Genomic DNA, 19,257 nt, shown 5'->3' on the forward strand with positions numbered 1-19,257 from the left:
GTTTCATGCGGGTTTGAACATGAGAATCTGCGCCACCTGCCAGCTGGCAGGCAGCCCCTGATCAGTGCGAAATGGCTCATAGGCGTCGGTCAGGCGGCGCAGCCGCGCCCGCCCGGTCAGCCCACCGGGGCGGCCAGGGTTGACGTTATGCGCGCCCAGCGCCTTGAGTTCCTGGGTGAGTTCACCGAGGCGCTGGTAGTACAACTGGTGCTCTTCGACCTCACAGCGCCAATCGCCGAACTCACCCGTCGCAAGAATGCTGTGCAGCTCTTCCGCCGGCATGAAGCGGTTGACGTGGACGAAGTCATCCACTGCCCGCCAGGCGGTGCGCAGCTCATGCAGGCTGCCTTCAAGCAATGTATTGAATGCCAGGCAACCGCCAGGGCGCAGTACCCGATAGGCTTCGTGCAGCACGCGAGCCAGGTCGGGGCACCATTGCAGCGCCAGGCTGGAAAAGATCAGGTCCTGGGAGTTCGCCCGCAGCGGCAAGGCTTCGGCGTCGGCCGCCACCCAGCCGCTGATCAGCGGGCTGGTTTGCCGGGCGTGGCGCAGCATGCCTTCGGCCAGATCAAGACCGATCACTTGCTGGCCATAACGCGCCTGCAGAGCGCGACTGAAATAACCGGTACCGCAGCCCAGATCTACCAGCTCAGTCGGCGCAAATTCAGCGGGCAGTCGCGCGAGCAGGTTACTGCCCACCGCGCGCTGTAGGGCGGCGGCCTGATCGTACGTTGCAGCTGCGCGACTGAAAGAGTCGGCAACCAGGCGCTTGTCTGGCCGCTGTTCAGGCATGCTGGCGCTCCAGCCAGCCGGCGATTTCCTCAGCCAGCCACAGCGGCTGTTCCAGCGGCAAGGCATGGCTGGCGTGGGAATGGATTGCTACCCGCGACCCTTCATGCAACATGGCGAGATCTTGCGCCACCGCCTCCGGCAGCAGCGCATCCTGCGCGCCCAGGCAATGCAACATCGGCTGGGTCGGCTTGCTCAAGGCCACGCGGTTGTCGAGCATGCCCAGAACCGCCAGGCCGTGCAGACGCTGCTCGGGGTCCTGATTATCCCAGGTCAGTTGCTTTGCCAGCTGCCGGGCGTCGGCACTGCCTTGGGCTACCAGCAGGCCGAAGCGCTTGAGGGTTTTCTCCGGCGCCTCGCGATAATCGTTATAGAAAGCCTTGAAGGTCTCCGTGGGCATGGCCGCCGCCCAGCTCTTGCGCTCGACGAAGCAGGCGTTGGCTGCCAGGGTGGCGACCTGCCCGAAGTGCTCGGGGAAACGCCGGTGCAGTTGTACCGCCAGCATGCCGCCCAGTGACCAGCCGATCAGCACGCCGGGCTTGATCCGCTGGGCCAGGCTGCTCAGGTCGGTTTCCAGGCTGGACAGCTGAATCGCCGGCAGCGGCAGGATGTCCACATTGATATCAGAAAGGCGCTCGAGCAGTGCTTCACGCAGCGGCTGCATATTCTGCGGTGCCAGCGCCCAGCCCGGCAGCAGGGTGATGTTCTTCATGCCTCGATCTCCGGCAAATAGCTCAAGGTCTGCTGCAATGCTTCCAGCAGGCGGTCGATGTCAGCTTCACTGTGCGCCGCCGATAGCGTCACCCGCAACCGGGCCGTGCCCTGCGGCACTGTGGGTGGGCGGATGGCGGTGACCAGAATGCCGCGCTCGCGCAGGCCGGCGGACAACTGCATGGCCCGCGCACTGTCACCAACCAGCAGCGGCTGGATCGGCGTGGCGCTGTCCATCAGTTGCAGCCCCAGCGCACTGGCGCCGGCACGAAAACGCGCAATCAGTCGCGCCAGATGCTCCCGGCGCCAGCTCTCATCACGCAGCAATTGCAGGCTTTTCAAGGTTGCCCAGGCCACAGCCGGAGGCTGGCTGGTCGTGTAGATATAGGGTCGGGCAAACTGGATCAGGGTCTCGATCAGCTCTTCGCTGCCCGCGATAAAGGCGCCGGCGGTACCGAAGGCCTTACCCAGGGTGCCGACCAGTACCTGAACGTCGTCCAGGCCCAGTCCGTATTGCTCGACAATGCCAGCGCCCGTGGCGCCGAGACAGCCGAAGCCGTGGGCATCATCCACCATGACCCAGGCATCGCGCTGGCGGGCGGCGGTGCACAGGGCGGGTAGATCGGCCAGGTCGCCGTCCATGCTGAACACGCCGTCGGTAACCACCAGTGTGTTGCCGGTGGCCTTGGCCAGGCGCTTCTCCAGACTCGCCACATCATTGTGCAGATAGCGGGAAAAACGCGCCCCGCTCAGCAATCCGGCATCCAGCAGCGAGGCATGGTTAAGCCGGTCCTGCAATACGGTATCGCCCTGCCCGACCAGCGCAGTGATGGCCCCCAGGTTGGCGGTGTAACCGCTGGACATCAGCAGCACCCGCGGCCGACCGGTCAATGCCGCCAGCGCTTCTTCCAACTGGTGATGCGCCTCGCTGTGACCGATCACCAGATGCGAAGCACCACCACCCACACCCCAACGGCGTACGCCTTCGACCATCGCCTCGGCAATCTCGGGATGGTTGGCCAGGCCCAGGTAATCATTGCTGCAGAAAGCCAGCAGCGGCTGACCATCAACGCTTATATGCACGTCCTGCGGCGAGGTCAGCAACGGGCGCTGGCGGTAGAGGTGGGCGGCGCGGCGCTCGGCCAGGCGTGAAGAAAGATCGAAAGACATAGGCTCACGCAGATGCGGGCGGCAGGCTGTCAGTAACAGCGTGCCGCGCAGGGTCAGGTTCGGTTATCGGCAAACACGTTCAAGCGGATAGCTAGCAGCCCGCAGCGGCGTTCAAACCGCCGCCGCGTTGGTGAACATCTGGCTGTCGCGCTGCTCGACCAGCGCCTGCTCGATGGCTGCCTGATGCACTTCATCATCATGCTCCTGGCGCTCTTCGGGCTTGATGCCCAGGCGGTCAAACAGGCGCATGTCCTTCTCGGCCTGCGGGTTGCTGGTGGTCAGCAAACGGTCGCCGTAGAAGATCGAGTTGGCACCGGCGAAGAAGGCCAGCGCCTGGGTCTGCTCGTTCATCTGCTCACGGCCAGCGGACAGACGCACATGGGACCGGGGCATCATGATCCGCGCTACGGCAAGCATGCGGATGAAGTCGAAGGGGTCGATATCCTCGACGTTCTCCAACGGCGTGCCGGCAACCTTGACCAGCATGTTGATCGGCACGCTCTCCGGGTGCTCCGGCAGGTTTGCCAGTTGGATCAACAGGCCGGCGCGGTCCTCCAGCGATTCGCCCATGCCGAGAATCCCGCCAGAACAGATCTTCATGCCAGCATCGCGCACGTAGGACAGCGTCTGCAGACGGTCGCTGTAGGTGCGGGTAGTGATGATGTTGCCGTAGAACTCCGGCGAGGTATCCAGGTTGTGGTTGTAGTAATCCAGCCCGGCGTCGGCCAAGGCAGCGGTCTGTTCCTTGGTCAGTTTGCCCAGGGTCATGCAGGTTTCGAGACCCAGTTCACGCACACCGCGCACCATCTGCAGCACATAGGGCATATCCTTGTCGGAAGGATGCTTCCAGGCTGCCCCCATGCAGAAACGGGTCGCGCCGATGGCCTTGGCCGCCGCGGCCTCGTCCAGCACCTTCTGCACTTCCAGCAGCTTTTCCTTGTCCAGGCCGGTGTTGTAGTGGCCGGACTGCGGGCAATACTTGCAATCCTCGGGGCAGGCCCCGGTCTTGATCGACAGCAAGGTGGAAACCTGCACCCGGTTGGCGTCGAAATGCTGGCGATGCACCGTCTGCGCCTGGAACAGCAGATCATTGAAAGGTTGACGCAGCAGAGCCAGCACTTCTGCCGGTTTCCAGTCGTGGCGGGTTACAGGCGCGGTCATCGAGGCATATCCTTGAAGTCGGTGGGGATTCTTATGCAAGGCATGATAATGACGGCAGGGAGACTGTCAACCACTTATGATCAGCAAGGTTTACAACTGGACGCATTTTGATCAATTCAACCGCTGCCTGTTATGCCTCGGCTCTGCGGCCGGCATATCAGAATGTCTGTGCAATGGCTGCCTTGCGGATCTTCCCTGGCTGGGTCCGGCCTGCCGACAGTGTGCACTACCCTTACCCCTGGCGGGTCAGCTATGCGGCCAGTGTCAGCAACGGCCACCCGCTTTCACCCAGGTGATCACCCCGTTCTGCTACCGCTTTCCGCTCGACAGCCTGATCCCGGCCTTCAAGTACAACCACCAACTGACCTATGGCCGGCTGCTCGCCCGCCTGCTGCACCAGGCAGTCGTCCATCATTATCAGGAGCATAGCTTAGCCCTTCCCGATATGCTGATACCCATGCCACTGCACCGCGCCCGCCAGGCGCAACGGGGCTACAACCAGGCACTGGAACTGGCTCGCCCGATCGCCCGCCTGCTGAAGTTGCCACTGGACCGCAAAACCCTGGTGCGCCAGCGCTCGACAGCGCCCCAGCAAGGTCTCGACGCCCAGGCGCGCCGGCAGAATTTGCAGAATGCCTTTGCCTGCCGCCACCCCGAACGTCTGGCCGGCAAGCATATCGCGCTGATCGATGACGTTGTGACCACCGGCACCACCATCAACGAGGCCAGCCGCACCTTGCTGGCTGCCGGGGCGGCGAGTGTCAGTATCTGGTGTGTAGCGCGCACCCCATAGGTGGCTGGCGCAGGCGTCATATTTTTCTGCGACCTGTGGCCGCGAAGCTCCTTGGTAGATGGCTGCGCGCCTACAACGCGCCAGTGATTACCTGTAAGCTGCGGACAATTGAATAGCTCCACGCGGGCAGCCTCTCCTGCGCTGCTATCGCCCGGAGCTCAGAGGAATTGTCGATGAGTCACCCGTTCGCCCTGCTGACCCCTGATACCGTGCTGGATGCGGTGGAGTCGCTGGGTTTTATCAGCGATGCCCGCACCCTGACGCTGAACAGTTACGAGAACCGCGTGTTCCAGATCGGTATCGAGGATGGCCAGCCACTGATCGCCAAGTTCTACCGCCCGGACCGCTGGAGCGACGGGGCGATACTGGAGGAGCATCAGTTCTCTCTGGAACTGGCCGAACGGGATATTCCGGTCATTCCGCCGATGCAGGTCGAAGGCCAGACCCTGTTCGAGTTCGCCGGCTTCCGTTTCAGCCTGTTCAAGCGCTTCGGTGGTCGCGCACCGGAGCTGGATAACCCCGACCACCTGCTGATGCTCGGCCGCCTGCTGGGTCGCCTTCATGCAGTCGGCGCCATGCGCCCCTTCGATCACCGCCCCGAATTGACGGTGCAGAACTTCGGCCATGACAGCATCGCCTGGCTGCGTGAACATGACAGCGTGCCCGCCAACCTGCGTCCGGCGTACTTCTCGGTAGCCGATGACCTGCTCGCACGGATTGATGACATCGTCCGCGAGCACCCCTACCAGACCATTCGCCTGCATGGTGATCTGCATGTCGGCAACCTGCTGTGGCGCGATGAGCTGCTGTATATGGTGGATATGGATGACTGCCGCCAGGGCCCGGCGATCCAGGATCTGTGGATGATGTTGTCCGGCGAGCGCGATCAGCGCCAGGCGCAGTTGGCGGAACTGGTCGATGGCTACAACGAATTCCATGATTTCGACCCGCGCCAGCTGCCGCTGATCGAGTCCCTGCGCAGTCTGCGGCTGATCCATTACAGCGCCTGGCTGGCCCGGCGCTGGGATGACCCGGCGTTTCCCATGCACTTCCCCTGGTTTGCCAGCGAGCGCTACTGGGCCGATCAGATCCTCACCCTGCGCGAACAGCGCGCTGCGCTGGATGAGCCGACCCTGCGGTTGTTCTGAAAATTCCTGATTCCGCTTTATCAATCCCATCAATGGCTGTTCCCCCACCGATGATGTGCCGCATACACTGCGGCACATCATTATCTGCAACCTCGGCGCATTACGTCGGTAGCCAACCGGGAACGGCGAGTTCGAGGTAACACAACAAGGGCAACTGCCATGACCGATACCCTGCTCGACCCACGCAACCTGGCATTCGAACTATATGAAGTGCTGGATGCCGAAGAACTGACCCAGCGCGAGCGCTTCGCCGATCACAACCGCGAAACCTTCGATGCCGCCGTGGCCACAGCCCGCCAGATCGCAGAGAAGTTCTTCGCCCCGCACAACCGCAAGAGCGACGAAAACGAGCCGGAGTATGTAGACGGCGCAGCGGTACTGATCCCCGAGGTCAAGCCGGCGGTAGACGCCTTTATTGAAGCCGGTTTCCAGAACGCCGGGCGCAGCTTCGAGGAAGGCGGCATGCAGTTGCCGAACCTGCTGTCGCGCGCCTGTTTCGCGCACTTCCAGGCGGCCAACATCGCCACCTCGTCCTACCCGATGCTGACCATGGGCGCCAGCAACCTGATCGGCAAGTTCGGTACCGAGGACCAGAAGCGCCGCTTCTTCCAGCCAATGATCGAAGGTCGCTTCTTTGGCACCATGGCGCTGACCGAGCCCCACGCCGGCTCCTCCCTGTCCGACCTGCGCACCCGTGCCGAGCCGGCTGGCGACGGCACCTACCGCATCAAGGGCAACAAGATCTTCATTTCCGGTGGCGACCATCCGCTGTCGGAAAACATCGTGCACATGGTGCTGGCCAAGCTGCCCGACGCGCCGCCCGGAGTGAAGGGTATTTCCCTGTTCATCGTGCCCAAGTTCCTGGTCAATGATGACGGCAGCCTGGGCGAGCGCAACGATGTGGTGCTGGCGGGCCTGTTCCACAAGATGGGCTGGCGCGGTACCACATCCACCGCACTGAACTTCGGTGACAACGGCAATTGCGTGGGTTATCTGGTCGGCGAGCCGCACAAGGGCCTGGCCTACATGTTCCAGATGATGAACGAGGCGCGTATCGGCGTCGGCATGGGCGCCATCATGCTCGGTTACGCCGGCTACCTGTACTCGCTGGATTACGCCCGCGAGCGCCCTCAGGGTCGCCACCCCGATGGCAAGGATCCGACCAGCCCGCAGGTGGCGCTGATCGAGCATGCCGATATCCGTCGCATGTTGCTGACGCAGAAAGCCTATGTCGAAGGCTCCTTCGATCTGGGCCTGTTCTGCGCCCGATTGGTGGATGACGGCAAGACCGGCAATACCGAAGAGCAGCGGCAACTGGCCAATGAACTACTGGACCTGCTGACCCCGATCGTCAAATCCTGGCCCTCGGAGTTCTGCCTCAAGGCCAACGAGCTGGCGATCCAGATCCTCGGTGGTCACGGCTATACCCGCGAATATCCGGTGGAACAGTACTACCGCGACAATCGCCTGAACCCGATCCACGAAGGCACCCATGGCATCCAGTCGCTGGACCTGCTGGCCCGCAAGCTGACCCAGAACAAGGGCGCTGGCCTACGCCAATTGATCGGGCTGATCGAAAGCAGCATCCAGCGTGCCGGCGAATACGCCTCGCTGGAGGAACTGCGCAAGCCGCTTGAGCAATTGCTGCAACACCTGCAGACCACCACCCAGGCGTTGCTCACCGACCTGGGCAGCGGCAAGCTCAACGAAACCCTGGCCAACTCGGCGCTGTACATGAAGGTCTTCGGTCATGCAGTGATCGGCTGGCGCTGGCTGGAGCAGGCGATTCGCGCCGAGGAAGGTCTGGCCCGCGGCAATACCTCTGACGAGAGCTTCTACCGGGGCAAGCTGCAGGCGGCGCGCTACTTCCTGACCTGGGAAGTGCCTGCCTGCCACCATGAGCTGAACCTGCTGGATGCGCGTGATCAAACGTGCATGGCAATGCAGGACGGGTGGTTCTAAATCCGCTTCTGCGCGAGTTCCGGCTGACACCGATCAGCCGGAACCCTTTTTACCGGTCCGCGGGCCGCTCCCCATGTTCATCTTCGTTCCGTCGATGACGTAAGCACTTCCTCAGCCACTCCTGAACCAACCCCTGACCCGCATTGTCCGAGGCGTCGTTCCTTGGTGCTGCTTTCATTGGCACGCACTCGGGACTAAGCTTCCCTTTGTTCATCGCGGATTATCATTATCATGCCACGCCTCCACCTGTTGCCATTGATTCTGCTCGCGTGCCTGTTCTGGGCCCTGCCCCTGGCCCATGCGCAGGACAGCGAGGACGGTGCCAATCCCGTCGAACGCCTGCAGCAGGCTATCGCTGCCCTACCCGACAGCGGCAAGTCCGCCGCCGAGCAGCAGCAGTTGCAGGAAGCCTGGCAGCAGACACTGACCTCACTGCAACGAACCGAGTCACTGCGCGAGCAACAGACCGAGCTGCAGGCGACTCTGGACGACGCGCCGGAAGAGCTGCGCCGGCTGAATCAACAGACCGAAGCCCTGGGTCCGGTCGATGAAGAGCGCCTGCGCCAGCGGTTTGCCGCCGGCACGCTGCAGACCCTGGATGCCACCCTGGGCGATCAGGTCGCCCGGATGTATGACTGGCAGAACGAGCTGACGGCCGTCAACAGTGAACTGATCGCCGCCGAAACCCGCCCGGAAAAAACCCAGAGCCGGATTTCCGCCAACCAGGCGCGGACCAATGAGCTCAACGAGCAATTGCGCCAACTGCAACGCCAGCCGCAGAACCAGCTCAACCAGGCCCGAATCGAGGCGGCGGAGGCCGAACTGGTCAGCCTGGAACAATCCAGCGCGCTGCTGCGCCAGCAGTTGTCGGCGAACAATACGCTGCTGGAACTGGCCAACGGCAAGCGCCGCCACCTGCTCGCCGAACTCGGCAACATCGATAAGGAAATCAATGTCCTGCAGGACGTGATTGACGAGAAGCGCCGCAGCTTGTCGGAACAGGTGATCAGCGATACAACCGCCGAATCACAGCAGATCAGCAACCACCAGTTGCTGCACGAGCAGAGCCTGATCAATCAGCGGATCAGCGAGGAGCTGCTCGCATCATCGAATCGAATCAGTACCCTGTCGCGCCGCAATATCCAGACGACCCAGCAGATCGATCAGCTCACCCAGCAGGAAAGCGCTCTGGACCAGCAGATCAGCGTACTGGAGGGCAGCGTGCTCCTGTCGCGTATCCTGCATCAGGAAAAGCAGGCGCTGCCGGCGGTGCAGATCGACCGCACCCTCGCCGACTCGGTAGCGGACATGCGCCTGCGCCAGTTCGAGATCAACCAGCTGCGCGAACAGTTGCGCAATCAGGACGCCTATCTCACCCGGCTGCTGAATCAATTGCCTGAGGCCCAGCGGGACGAGTTGCGCGACGACCTGCTGCAGCTGATCCGCAGCCGGGGAACCCTGGTCGAACAACTCAGCGTCCATATCAATACCCTGCTGGGTGAAGCCATCGCCCTGCAGATCAGCGAAAACCAGCTGCAGCAACTCAGCACCAAGCTGCGCCAAACCATCGATGATCAGTTGTTCTGGGTGGCCAGCAATCCGCCGATCAACCGCGAGTGGCTGCTCAACCTGCCACAACAGATATTGTCCCAGTTGCAGAGTCTGCAGCCGCTGGCCCAGATAAAGCTGCTGCTGTTGACGCTCTGGGATCACCCCGGCTGGCTCGCCCTGCTACTGGCCGTGGCCAGCATTCCGTTGCTCTTGCGCAAGCGCCTGGTCAACCGCCTGAACCAGCTTCACGGAGAAGTCGGCCACTACCGGCTCGACAATCAACGTACCACGCCCCTCGCGCTGCTGCTGACGGCGGTCTCGGTATTGCCGCTGCCTATCCTGCTGGGCGGCGCCGGCTTCGGCCTGGTGTTCGGTGATACCCCCGCCATGCCCAGGCTGGGGCGGGCGTTGTTGCAGCTCTCGGTTAGCTGGTTCGCGCTGCACCTGATGTATCGCCTGTTCGATCCACAGGGCATTACCATCCGCCATTTCCGCTGGTCCGCCATCAAGGTCGCGCGCCTGCGCAAGCTGACCCGCCACCTGGCCTGGGTACTATTGCCGATGGTGCTGATCATCAGCCTGGGGTCCACCACTCCGGAGCACCTGGACAAGGATGTGGTGGGCCGAGTGGTGATGATCGTCACCCTGTCGCTGTTCAGCCTGCTGGTCGGGCGCCTGATGCGCCGGAGCGAGCCGCTGAACAATTCGCGGATCTTCCATTTCGGTGCCTCGCTGATCCTCATCCTGCTGCCGCTGGTGCTGGCCGGGATGACCATCTGGGGTTATCACTTCACCGCCATCCGCCTGGCGGACCGGATGATCGATACCCTGTACCTGATCGCCGCCTGGATATTGCTGCAGGGCATTGTGGTGCGCAATCTGGGTGTGGCTGGGCGTCACCTCGCCTACCAGCGGGCCATCAGCAAACGCCAGGCCGAGGAACAGGCCAATGGCGCCGAGCATGAAACACCAGTGGAAATACCTGAACTCAAGCTGGAGCAGATCAACCAGCAGTCGTTGCGTCTGGCCCGCCTGGGCCTGCTGGTGCTGTTCGGCGTACTGGTGTATCTGGTCTGGTCTGACTTGCTCAGCGCAGCTTCCTATCTGGAGTCCATCACCCTCTGGGAATACAACAGCGGCACCGCGGACAATCCACTCATGGCGCCACTCAGCGCCGGCGACCTGCTGGGCGCGATCATTATCGTCATTCTGACCGTCATGCTGGCCCGCAACCTGCCCGGACTGCTGGAGATACTGGTGCTATCGCGCATGGAACTGCGCCAGGGCAGCAGCTACGCCATTACCACGCTGCTGAGCTATATCATCGTCAGCGTCGGCATCATCGGCTGCCTGGCCACCCTGGGCGTCAGCTGGAACAAGCTACAGTGGCTGGTGGCGGCGCTCGGGGTGGGGCTGGGTTTCGGCCTGCAGGAGATCTTCGCCAACTTCGTCTCGGGGCTGATCATCCTGTTCGAGCGGCCGGTGCGCATCGGCGATGTGGTAACCATCGGCAACCTGTCGGGCACGGTCAACCGCATCCGCATCCGCGCCACCACCATCATCGATTTCGATCGCAAGGAGATCATTGTCCCCAACAAGACCTTCGTTACCGAGCATCTGATCAACTGGTCACTGTCCGATACCATCACCATGGTCACGGTGAAGATTGCCGTCGCCTATGGCTCGGATGTCACCCTGGTGCGCCGCCTGCTGTTGCAGATTGCCGAAGACAACCCCCGGGTTCTGGACGAGCCGGAGCCGATGGTGCTGTTCCTCGGCTTCAATGACAACCGCCTGGATCACGAGCTGCGCATGCACGTGCGACAGTTGATCGACCGCAACCTGACCATCGATGAAACCAACCGCGAAATCGACCGCCTGTTTGCCGAGAACGACATCGAGATTGCCACCCGGCAGGTGGATGTCAACCTGCGCACCAATGAAGGTCTGGAGCGGCTGATCAGCATCGACAAGGGATGAGCCGCCGCTTGCGCGCCAATCGGGGAAGAACGCACAATAGCGTTTTCCCCGCCCACCGAGCATGACCGATGCCAAAAGCCGCCGAACTGAAGAAAGGCCAGATCGTCCAGATCAATAATCAGCCGTATATCGTGTCCCAGATCGACGTGAAGAGCCCCTCTTCGCGCAGCGGCACGACCCTGTACAAGGTGCGTTTCAACCATGCGCAGACCAAACAGAAGCTGGAACAGAGCCTGACCGGCGATGACTTCCTCGCGCCCATCGACTTCCAGAAGCGCGCGGTGCAGTTTCTCTACCAGGATATGGACGGCTACACCTTCATGGATAACGAGGACTTTACCCAGTTCACCCTGAACGCCGATGCCCTTGAGGAACAGATTCCTTATCTGCATGATGGCATTCCGGGCCTCTACGGTCTGGTAGTGGAAGGCAATCTGGTGGGTGTGGAGCTGCCGGCAGTAGTGGAAATGGCCATCGAGGAAACGCCCCCGGCGATCAAGGGCTCCTCCGCCAGCGCCCGTACCAAGACCGCCCGTTTCGCCAGCGGCCTGGAAATCCAGATTCCTGAATACCTGGAAACCGGCGAAGTGGTCCGCATCAATACCGAAAGCGGCAAGTTCATGTCGCGCGCCTGATAAACCTGAGGAACATCATGTCCAACCAAGCCCTGATCATCGAATCTCCCCAGCCGGCCGATGCCTGCGTTATCTGGCTGCACGGCCTGGGCGCGGATCGGTACGATTTCGTGCCGGTGGTCAAGGCGCTGGAATTGCCGACCGATCACCGGGTGCGCTTCATCTTTCCCCAGGCACCGACCCGCCCGGTGACCATCAACGGTGGCTATCCCATGCCGTGCTGGTTCGACATTCTCGCGGTGACACCCCAGCGGGTGATGAACATGGCGCAGCTGGCTGAATCCGTGGCCATGGTGCGCGGGCTGATCGATGAACAGATCACTGCCGGCATCGCTGCCGAGCGTATCATTCTGGCCGGCTTTTCCCAGGGCGGCGCGGTGATCATGCATACCGCGCTGGAAAGTGGGCTGCCGCTGGGTGGCATCATGGCGCTGTCGACCTATGGCCCCACCCTCCAACAGTTGCTGGCCGACCATCAGGGTCCGAAGCTGAATGCATTCTTTGCCCATGGCCTGTATGACGACATCCTGCAACCGGAGATGGGCCGCAACGCCCACGACCTGCTGCAGCAGGCGGGATATGCCACTCAATGGCACAGCTATCCCATGGCCCATGAAGTGTGCCCGCAAGAGATCAGTGATATCCGCGCCTGGCTGGTCAGCCGCCTGGGACTCTGACCGGGCGGCAATACCGCTGCGCATAGTAGTTTTTCAGAGCTTCCTTTACACTGCTCGGTGATCCCATATCACATCGAGAGACGATTGTGCTAAAGGCACTGAAAAAACTGTTCAAGCCGGGCAAGACACCGGCTCCGCACCATGAGACGCATATCGAGCCGGCGGCCGCACCGATACGCCCGGCTCCCGAACCGCCGACGCCGCCCGCCGCAGCCCAGCAGGACCAGCGCGAAGCCCGCCCCAAGCGCAGCCGCCAGAGCAAACCGCGCGCCACCCCGCCGCCAGCCAAACCCTGGACGCTTGCGGATTTCGCGGTCGAACCGGCCGAGGGCAAGACGCGCTTTCATGACTTCCCGCTGCCTGACAGCCTGATGCGTGCCATTCAGGACCAGGGTTTCAGTTATTGCACCGCGATCCAGGCCGAAGTGCTGGGCAACACCCTGCTCGGCCACGATGCCATTGGCCGTGCCCAGACCGGTACCGGCAAGACCGCGGCGTTCCTGATTTCCACCATCACCCAGCTGCTGGAAACCCCGCCACCGGATGAGCGTTTCATGGGTGAGCCGCGGGCGCTGATCATCGCCCCGACCCGCGAATTGGTCATGCAGATTGCCAGCGACGCCGAAGGGCTGACCAAGCACTGCGGCCTGAATGTCATGGGCTTTGTCGGCGGCATGGATTACGACAAACAGCTCAAGCAGCTGGAACGCAAGTACTGCGATATTCTGGTGGCCACCCCCGGCCGGTTGCTGGACTTCTGCAACCGCGGTGAAGTGCATCTGGATCTGGTCGAGGTGCTGGTACTCGATGAAGCCGACCGCATGCTGGATATGGGCTTCATTCCCCAGGTGCGGCAGATCATCCGCCAGACTCCGCGCAAGGGCGACCGCCAGACCCTGCTGTTCTCCGCCACCTTCAGCGATGACGTCATGAACCTGGCGCAGCAATGGACGGTCGACCCGGCCATCGTCGAAATCGAGCCGGAACGGCCCGCTTCGGAGAACATCACGCAGAAGGTCTATGCCGTGAGCGGCAGTGACAAGTACAAGCTGCTGTTCAACCTAGTTACCCAGCTCGAACTGGAACGGGTCATGGTCTTCGCCAACCGCAAGGATGAAGTGCGCCGCATCCAGGAGCGCCTGGTCCGCGATGGCGTGAATGCCGCCCAGCTCTCCGGCGATGTGCCACAGAACAAGCGGGTACGCACCCTGGAGAACTTCCGCGAGGGCAAGCTGCGGGTACTGGTCGCTACCGATGTGGCCGGCCGTGGCATCCATATCGATGGCATCAGCCATGTGATCAACTACACCCTGCCGGACGATCCGGAAGACTACGTACACCGCATCGGTCGTACCGGTCGCGCCGGCGCCAAGGGCACGTCCATCAGCTTCGCCGGTGAAGATGACGCCTTCCAGCTGCCGCCGATCGAGGAGTTGCTGGGCGGCAAGCTCGATTGCATCCCACCGGAGGAGATCTACCTCAAGCCCGTGCCCAAGCTTCAGCGCACCGCGGAGGAGAAAGCCGCCAGCGATGCCAACGAAGCCGAACAGGCCGCTGCGGCGGCAGCCAACCGCAAGCGTTCGAGCAACCGCCGGGATGGCCGACGGGACCGTCGTTGACGCGCAATGCAAGAGCCGGGGCGAGCCATCGCCCCGCCCCGCTAGTCAAAAACTGTCATTTTTCTACGCCATGACGCTTGTTGCTGTCACATGATTTGCGCTATACCTCAATTAACCGACCGATGCTTGGCAGTGATCCATTGATACCGTCAGGTAATGCGAGTCGGCCTTGCGGACTGCCAGGTGCAGACCGGCGCCTGATCCAGTCTCGTGACTGCGACCATTGCGAGGTAATAGCCCATGGAAGCGTGCGGAGCGACCCGACACACCTTCTACGTACTTGATACCAACGTTCTCATCCACGACCCCAACGCACTGCTCAATTTCGAAGAACACCACGTCATCATCCCGATGATCGTCCTTGAAGAACTCGATAAGCTCAAATCCGGCAAGACCAGCACCGCAGCGGACTGCCGCCAGGCAATCCGACTGATCGACCAGACCCTGGCCGATGCACCACCTGAACTGGTCGAATCAGGCGTTCCCATCCAGCGCGGCAAACTGAAACCCAACGGCACTCTCGCCATTCTGATGGACAAGGCACCTCTCCCCGCTCACTGCCTGCCCAACGATCTCAACGACAACAAGATCATCAACCAGCTTTGCCAGTTACAGATACGCCATCCGGACAACCGCATTGCGTTGGTATCGAAAGACATCAACATGCGCCTCAAGGCCCGAGCCTGCGGCATCGACGCTGAGGATTACCATACCGATCAGTTACTGGATGACATCAGCCTGCTGGCCCGCGGTTACCACCAGATCGAGGGCTCGTTCTGGGATCGCGCCAGCAAAGTGGAAACTAGCCAGCTTACCGGCCAGACATTGCATGATGTTCAACTCACCGACAACCTGCCGGCCCTGCATATCAATGATTTCATCATCGATGAGCAGGGCTTCGTCGGTCAGGTCAAGGCAGTCGATGGGCGGGATCTGCGGCTGCTGGACATGCATCGCGAGCCGCTGATGCATCAGGAAGCCTGGGGGCTGCGGCCACGTGATCTGTTCCAGGCACTGGCCATGCACGCGCTGCTGGACCCGGATATTCATCTGGTCAACCTCACCGGCGCTGCCGGCTCGGGCAAGACTATCCTGGCGCTGGCCGCGGCCATCGAGCAGACCATGGTCAGCAAGACCTACCGGCGCATCATTGCCACCCGCAGCACCCAGGGGCTGGACGAGGATATCGGTTTTCTGCCGGGCACCGAGAAGGAGAAGATGGAGCCATGGCTGGGGGCGATCACCGACAACCTCGAAGCGCTGCATATGGATGATGAGTGCACCCATGGCAGCGTGGAATACATCCTCGACCGGGTACCCTTGCAGTTCAAGTCGCTGAACTACATCCGCGGGCGCAGCTTCCAGCAGAGCTTTATCCTGATCGACGAGAGCCAGAACCTCACCCCTCACCAGATCAAGACCATCATTACCCGCGCCGGTGCCGGCTCCAAGGTGGTCTGTCTGGGCAACCTGGCACAGATCGATACGCCCTATCTGAACGCCACCAGCTCGGGGCTGACCTATCTGACCGAGTGCTTCAAAGACTTCCCCCATGGCGTGCATATCCACCTGCAGGGCGTACCACGCTCCGTGCTGGCGGAATACGCCGAAACCCACCTGTGACCCAATCGGGCCGGGCACCCCTGCCCGGCCCGTTCCATTGACTGGCTTTATCGGCACCATAAGCAGCCTTCGCGTCTCGCTTGCGGCATAATGACGGGCATTGCATTTCAAGGAGCCCTAGCCATGCTGATGGTGATTTCCCCTGCCAAGACCCTGGATTACGAGACAGCCCCGGCCACCGAGCGCCATTCCCTGCCACGCTATCTGGAGCACAGCCGGGAGCTGATCGACGTGCTCCGGGACAAGTCCCCCCAGGACATCGCCAAGCTGATGTCCCTGTCCGACAAGCTGGCCGCGCTGAATGTCGCCCGCTTCGGCAGCTACAGTGATGATTTCACGACCGAGAACAGCAAGCAGGCGCTGCTGGCATTCAAAGGCGACGTCTACACCGGCATGCAGGCTGAGGATTTCAGCGAAGCCGACCTCGACTTTGCCCAACAGCATCTGCGCATGCTGTCGGGCCTGTACGGCATTTTGCGGCCGCTGGACCTGATGCAGCCCTACCGGCTGGAAATGGGCACCAAGCTGGTCAACCCACGCGGCAAGGATCTGTATGCGTTCTGGGGCAATCACATCACCGACTGGTTGAATCAGGACCTGCGGGAACAGGGCGATGACGTGCTGCTCAATCTCGCCTCCCAGGAATACTTCGGCGCGGTCAAACCCAAGGCACTCAAGGGTCGGCTGATCGAGACCGTGTTCAAGGATCAGAAGAACGGCCAATACAAGATCATCAGCTTCTACGCCAAGAAAGCCCGCGGCCTGATGGCGCGCTATGTCATCAAGGAGCGCCTCAGCGATCCGGAAGGCCTGAAGGATTTCAATCTCGAGGGTTACTACTTCGACAAGGCCAGCTCCAGCCCCGACAAGCTGGTGTTCCTGCGCGACGAACAGCAATGAGGCGCGGGCAGCGGCGCTGCCCGACTCAGTTCAGCCTGTCGCGGAAAGCCAGGTAGCCGGCCAATACCTGCTCCGGCGCTTCGACCTGTGGGTAATGCCCGATACCCTCCAGCAGCATGGTGTCGGGCTGCGGAATCAACTCCCGGTACCGCGCCACCATATGGGCACCGGAGATTGGATCAGCCGCGCCGTCGATCACCCGCAGCGGCACTGAGGTGCGCTGCATGGCACCGACCCAGCGCTCGCGGTGCACCCGCCGTTCAGCCATATAGCCAATCAGCCGGTGCATCACCGCCGGGCCATTATTGGCTTCGATCATGGCCCAGAAAGCATCGAGCTCCTGCTCGTCCGGCTGGGTATCGGCACCGAACACCTTGCCGAAATTCGCCGCCAGCCGCTCCCGACTGAACCGCCGACCGATCAGAAAGCCAATGGGGCTCATCAGCAATTTCTGCAGCAGCACCGGCCGATGGGTTTCTGGAAACAGCCCACCATTGAGAAAGCACAGGCTGCCCATTTGCCGCTCACCCTCCAGCAGATCCCGGGCCAGCAGCTCCTGGGCCACGCTGTCGCCGTAGTCATGGGCCAGGATGTGATAGTGCGACTCGCCCAGGGTCTGCAGCAGGTGCTGCTGGATATCAGCCTGTTCCAACAAACTGTAGGCATGCCCACGCGGCTTGGCGGAAAAGCCGAAACCCAGCATATCGCAGGCAATCACCCGGTAGCGCTCAGCGAGTGGCTGCCACAGGTAATGCCAATCCCAGGAACCCGAGGGGAAGCCGTGGATCAGCAGCAGCGGTTCGCCCTGCCCGGCCTCCCAATACCGCAGTTGATAACCACGGAACTCGAATTCCCGCGCCTGGGCCCGCCAATCCGCCAGCGCGATACCCGCGAGCTGGTCCATATCAGACATCAAACCCCGGATTGACCCGCTGCAGCTTGCGCAGCAGGGCTGGCCAGGCAATGCCGCTGCCGGCGCCACGGGTCACTTTGCGCATGCTTTCCTTGGCCCCATCCAGAATGGCCTGCGGGATGGTCAGCAGCTCGCTGCCACCGGCCTGCGCAGCCACCTGAATCTCGCAGCAGCGCTGCAGGGTATACATGGTCAGGAAAGCATCGGATATCGTCTTGCCGCAGGTCAGCAAGCCGTGGTTGCGCAGCACCAGGTTGTTGGCATTGCCCAGATGCGCTTGCAGCCGCACCTTTTCCTCTTCATTCAGCGCCACGCCTTCATAATCGTGGTAGGCCAGGCTGCACAACACGAACAGCGCCTGCTGGGAGATCGGCAGAATGCCATCCTTCTGGCAGGACACACCGACCCCAGCCGGAGTATGGGTGTGCAGCACGCAGCCGGCGTCATGGCGTACTTCATGCACCGCGCTGTGGATGGTGAAACCCGCTGGATTGATTTCATAGGGCGAGTCCATGAGCTTGTTGCCCTGCAGGTCGATCTTGACCAGGTTGGAGGCGGTCATTTCCTCGAACATCAGTCCGTAGGGGTTGATCAGGAAATGCTCGGTACCGGGAATCTTGGCCGACACGTGGGTGAAGACCACATCATCCCAGCCATGCATGGCGATCAGGCGGTAGCAGGCGGCCAGATTCACACGGGTTTGCCATTCCTCGGCGCTTACCAGAGCCTGGATATCGGTTGCGGGCAGGGGCTGCATTGCATTCATAGGGATGATCCTCTTGTATGTTGGGATTTGCCGGGGCAGGACTTTTCAGCCAATTGCGGCATACTGCGCATATCCATCGGCCAGGCATCTTCAGGAGAGTCTAGAACGTGACAGCAGATAGCACTGTCAACCAGCTTACAGTGTCACCGGGTGATGGCGACCGGCATGCGGCGCTGTTGCAGCGCAACCGCTGGTTCCGCGACCTGCCGGCGGAATGCATCAGCGAGATGGTATCGATGGCCCGGCTGCGCCGGCTGGAGGATGGCCAGCGGTTGCACGCCCGCGGTGACCTGCCGGATGGCTTGTATGGCATCAGCACCGGCGCCATGCGCATCAGCAATACCGGCGCCGATGGACGCGAAGCCCTGCTGACGGTGCTGAGCCCCGGTAACTGGTTCGGTGAGATTTCCCTGTTCGATGGATTGCCGCGCACCCACGATGCCCATGCCATGGGCGTCACCGAACTCCTGCTGATCCCCCGCACGGGTTTTCAACAATTGCTCGAACGCCGCCCCGAGCTGTATCCGCATTTCATGCGGCTGTTGTGCCGACGGCTGCGCCAATCCTTCAACATGATGGAAGACAGCGCCTTGCTGCCACTGCCCGCCCGCCTGGCCAAGCGGCTGCTGATGCATGCGCAGTATTATGGCGACGTGGCGCAAGAGAACGAGCGGCTGTCGATCCAGCTGTCCCAGGAAGTACTTGGACTGATGCTCAACAGCTCGCGACAGAGCATCAATAAGCTATTGAAGAGGCTCGAACAAGCGGGCTGGATTCGCATCCATTACAGCCAGATCACCATTCTCGATGAAGAGGCACTGACCCGCCTGGCTACCGGCACCGACAATCTGCTCTGAAA

Annotated in this window: 16 protein-coding genes; 10 read left to right on the top strand and 6 right to left on the bottom strand. The window is 61.7% G+C overall.

The window, feature by feature from the left end; translation table 11 throughout:
• Window positions 1–3: 3 nt before the first annotated feature.
• The 4 genes from bioC to bioB all read right to left on the bottom strand — a co-directional run bounded on the left by bioC (window position 4) and on the right by bioB (window position 3,831).
• Window positions 4–792: a malonyl-ACP O-methyltransferase BioC gene (bioC, locus tag DHB74_RS13200; protein WP_036992816.1), complete on the bottom strand. Its 789-nt coding sequence runs from the start codon at window positions 790–792 to the stop codon at window positions 4–6.
• Complete coding sequence (locus DHB74_RS13205) at window positions 785–1,501, bottom strand: alpha/beta fold hydrolase (RefSeq protein ID WP_499161683.1); 717 nt, start codon at window positions 1,499–1,501, stop codon at window positions 785–787. The genes bioC and DHB74_RS13205 overlap by 8 nt, the downstream gene beginning before the upstream one ends.
• Window positions 1,498–2,670 (bottom strand): 8-amino-7-oxononanoate synthase, encoded by a 1,173-nt coding sequence (bioF, locus tag DHB74_RS13210; protein ID WP_499161684.1) that lies wholly within the window; start codon window positions 2,668–2,670, stop codon window positions 1,498–1,500. Before bioF ends, DHB74_RS13205 begins: the two co-directional genes overlap by 4 nt.
• 111 nt (window positions 2,671–2,781) lie before the next feature.
• Window positions 2,782–3,831, bottom strand: a complete 1,050-nt coding sequence (gene bioB / locus DHB74_RS13215; RefSeq protein ID WP_136869052.1) for a biotin synthase BioB — start codon at window positions 3,829–3,831, stop codon at window positions 2,782–2,784.
• 76 nt (window positions 3,832–3,907) lie between these two features.
• Between bioB and DHB74_RS13220 the strand changes: the two genes are divergently transcribed.
• From DHB74_RS13220 to yaaA, 9 genes are all read left to right on the top strand, one after another.
• Window positions 3,908–4,624 carry a ComF family protein gene (locus DHB74_RS13220; RefSeq protein ID WP_499161685.1) on the top strand — a complete coding sequence of 239 codons (717 nt, stop codon included), beginning with the start codon at window positions 3,908–3,910 and terminating at the stop codon, window positions 4,622–4,624.
• Window positions 4,625–4,797: 173 nt separating this feature from the next.
• Window positions 4,798–5,772 carry a serine/threonine protein kinase gene (locus DHB74_RS13225; RefSeq protein ID WP_036992823.1) on the top strand — a complete coding sequence of 325 codons (975 nt, stop codon included), beginning with the start codon at window positions 4,798–4,800 and terminating at the stop codon, window positions 5,770–5,772.
• A 159-nt stretch (window positions 5,773–5,931) separates the two neighbouring features.
• Window positions 5,932–7,734 (top strand): acyl-CoA dehydrogenase, encoded by a 1,803-nt coding sequence (locus DHB74_RS13230; RefSeq protein WP_280165207.1) that lies wholly within the window; start codon window positions 5,932–5,934, stop codon window positions 7,732–7,734.
• A 231-nt stretch (window positions 7,735–7,965) separates the two neighbouring features.
• Complete coding sequence (gene mscK, locus DHB74_RS13235) at window positions 7,966–11,265, top strand: mechanosensitive channel MscK (protein WP_499161686.1); 3,300 nt, start codon at window positions 7,966–7,968, stop codon at window positions 11,263–11,265.
• A 68-nt stretch (window positions 11,266–11,333) separates the two neighbouring features.
• Entirely contained in the window at window positions 11,334–11,900 is a 567-nt protein-coding gene (gene efpL, locus DHB74_RS13240; protein WP_036992826.1) for an elongation factor P-like protein EfpL, read from the top strand.
• Window positions 11,901–11,917: 17 nt separating this feature from the next.
• A complete protein-coding gene (locus tag DHB74_RS13245) occupies window positions 11,918–12,577 on the top strand; it encodes an alpha/beta hydrolase (RefSeq protein WP_280165205.1) in 660 nt (219 codons plus the stop codon).
• Between the two features lie 86 nt (window positions 12,578–12,663).
• The gene (gene rhlB, locus DHB74_RS13250; protein WP_136869049.1) at window positions 12,664–14,196 is read left to right on the top strand and encodes an ATP-dependent RNA helicase RhlB; all 1,533 of its coding nucleotides are present in this window, start codon (window positions 12,664–12,666) and stop codon (window positions 14,194–14,196) included.
• A gap of 240 nt (window positions 14,197–14,436) precedes the next feature.
• Entirely contained in the window at window positions 14,437–15,819 is a 1,383-nt protein-coding gene (locus tag DHB74_RS13255; protein WP_499161687.1) for a PhoH family protein, read from the top strand.
• Window positions 15,820–15,942: 123 nt separating this feature from the next.
• A complete protein-coding gene (yaaA, locus tag DHB74_RS13260; RefSeq protein WP_499161688.1) occupies window positions 15,943–16,719 on the top strand; it encodes a peroxide stress protein YaaA in 777 nt (258 codons plus the stop codon).
• Between the two features lie 25 nt (window positions 16,720–16,744).
• Here the strand turns inward: yaaA and DHB74_RS13265 are convergent, their stop codons facing one another.
• Window positions 16,745–17,623: an alpha/beta fold hydrolase gene (locus DHB74_RS13265; protein WP_499161742.1), complete on the bottom strand. Its 879-nt coding sequence runs from the start codon at window positions 17,621–17,623 to the stop codon at window positions 16,745–16,747.
• Window position 17,624: 1 nt separating this feature from the next.
• A complete protein-coding gene (locus tag DHB74_RS13270; protein WP_499161689.1) occupies window positions 17,625–18,398 on the bottom strand; it encodes a class II aldolase/adducin family protein in 774 nt (257 codons plus the stop codon).
• Between the two features lie 107 nt (window positions 18,399–18,505).
• Here DHB74_RS13270 and DHB74_RS13275 point away from each other — a divergent pair, with 107 nt between their 5' ends.
• Window positions 18,506–19,255 carry a Crp/Fnr family transcriptional regulator gene (locus DHB74_RS13275; protein ID WP_136869047.1) on the top strand — a complete coding sequence of 250 codons (750 nt, stop codon included), beginning with the start codon at window positions 18,506–18,508 and terminating at the stop codon, window positions 19,253–19,255.
• Window positions 19,256–19,257 lie beyond the last annotated feature (2 nt).

Source organism: Pseudomonas sp. G11-1, assembly GCF_024031555.1.
Classification (GTDB): Bacteria; Pseudomonadota; Gammaproteobacteria; order Pseudomonadales; family Pseudomonadaceae; genus Halopseudomonas; species Halopseudomonas bauzanensis.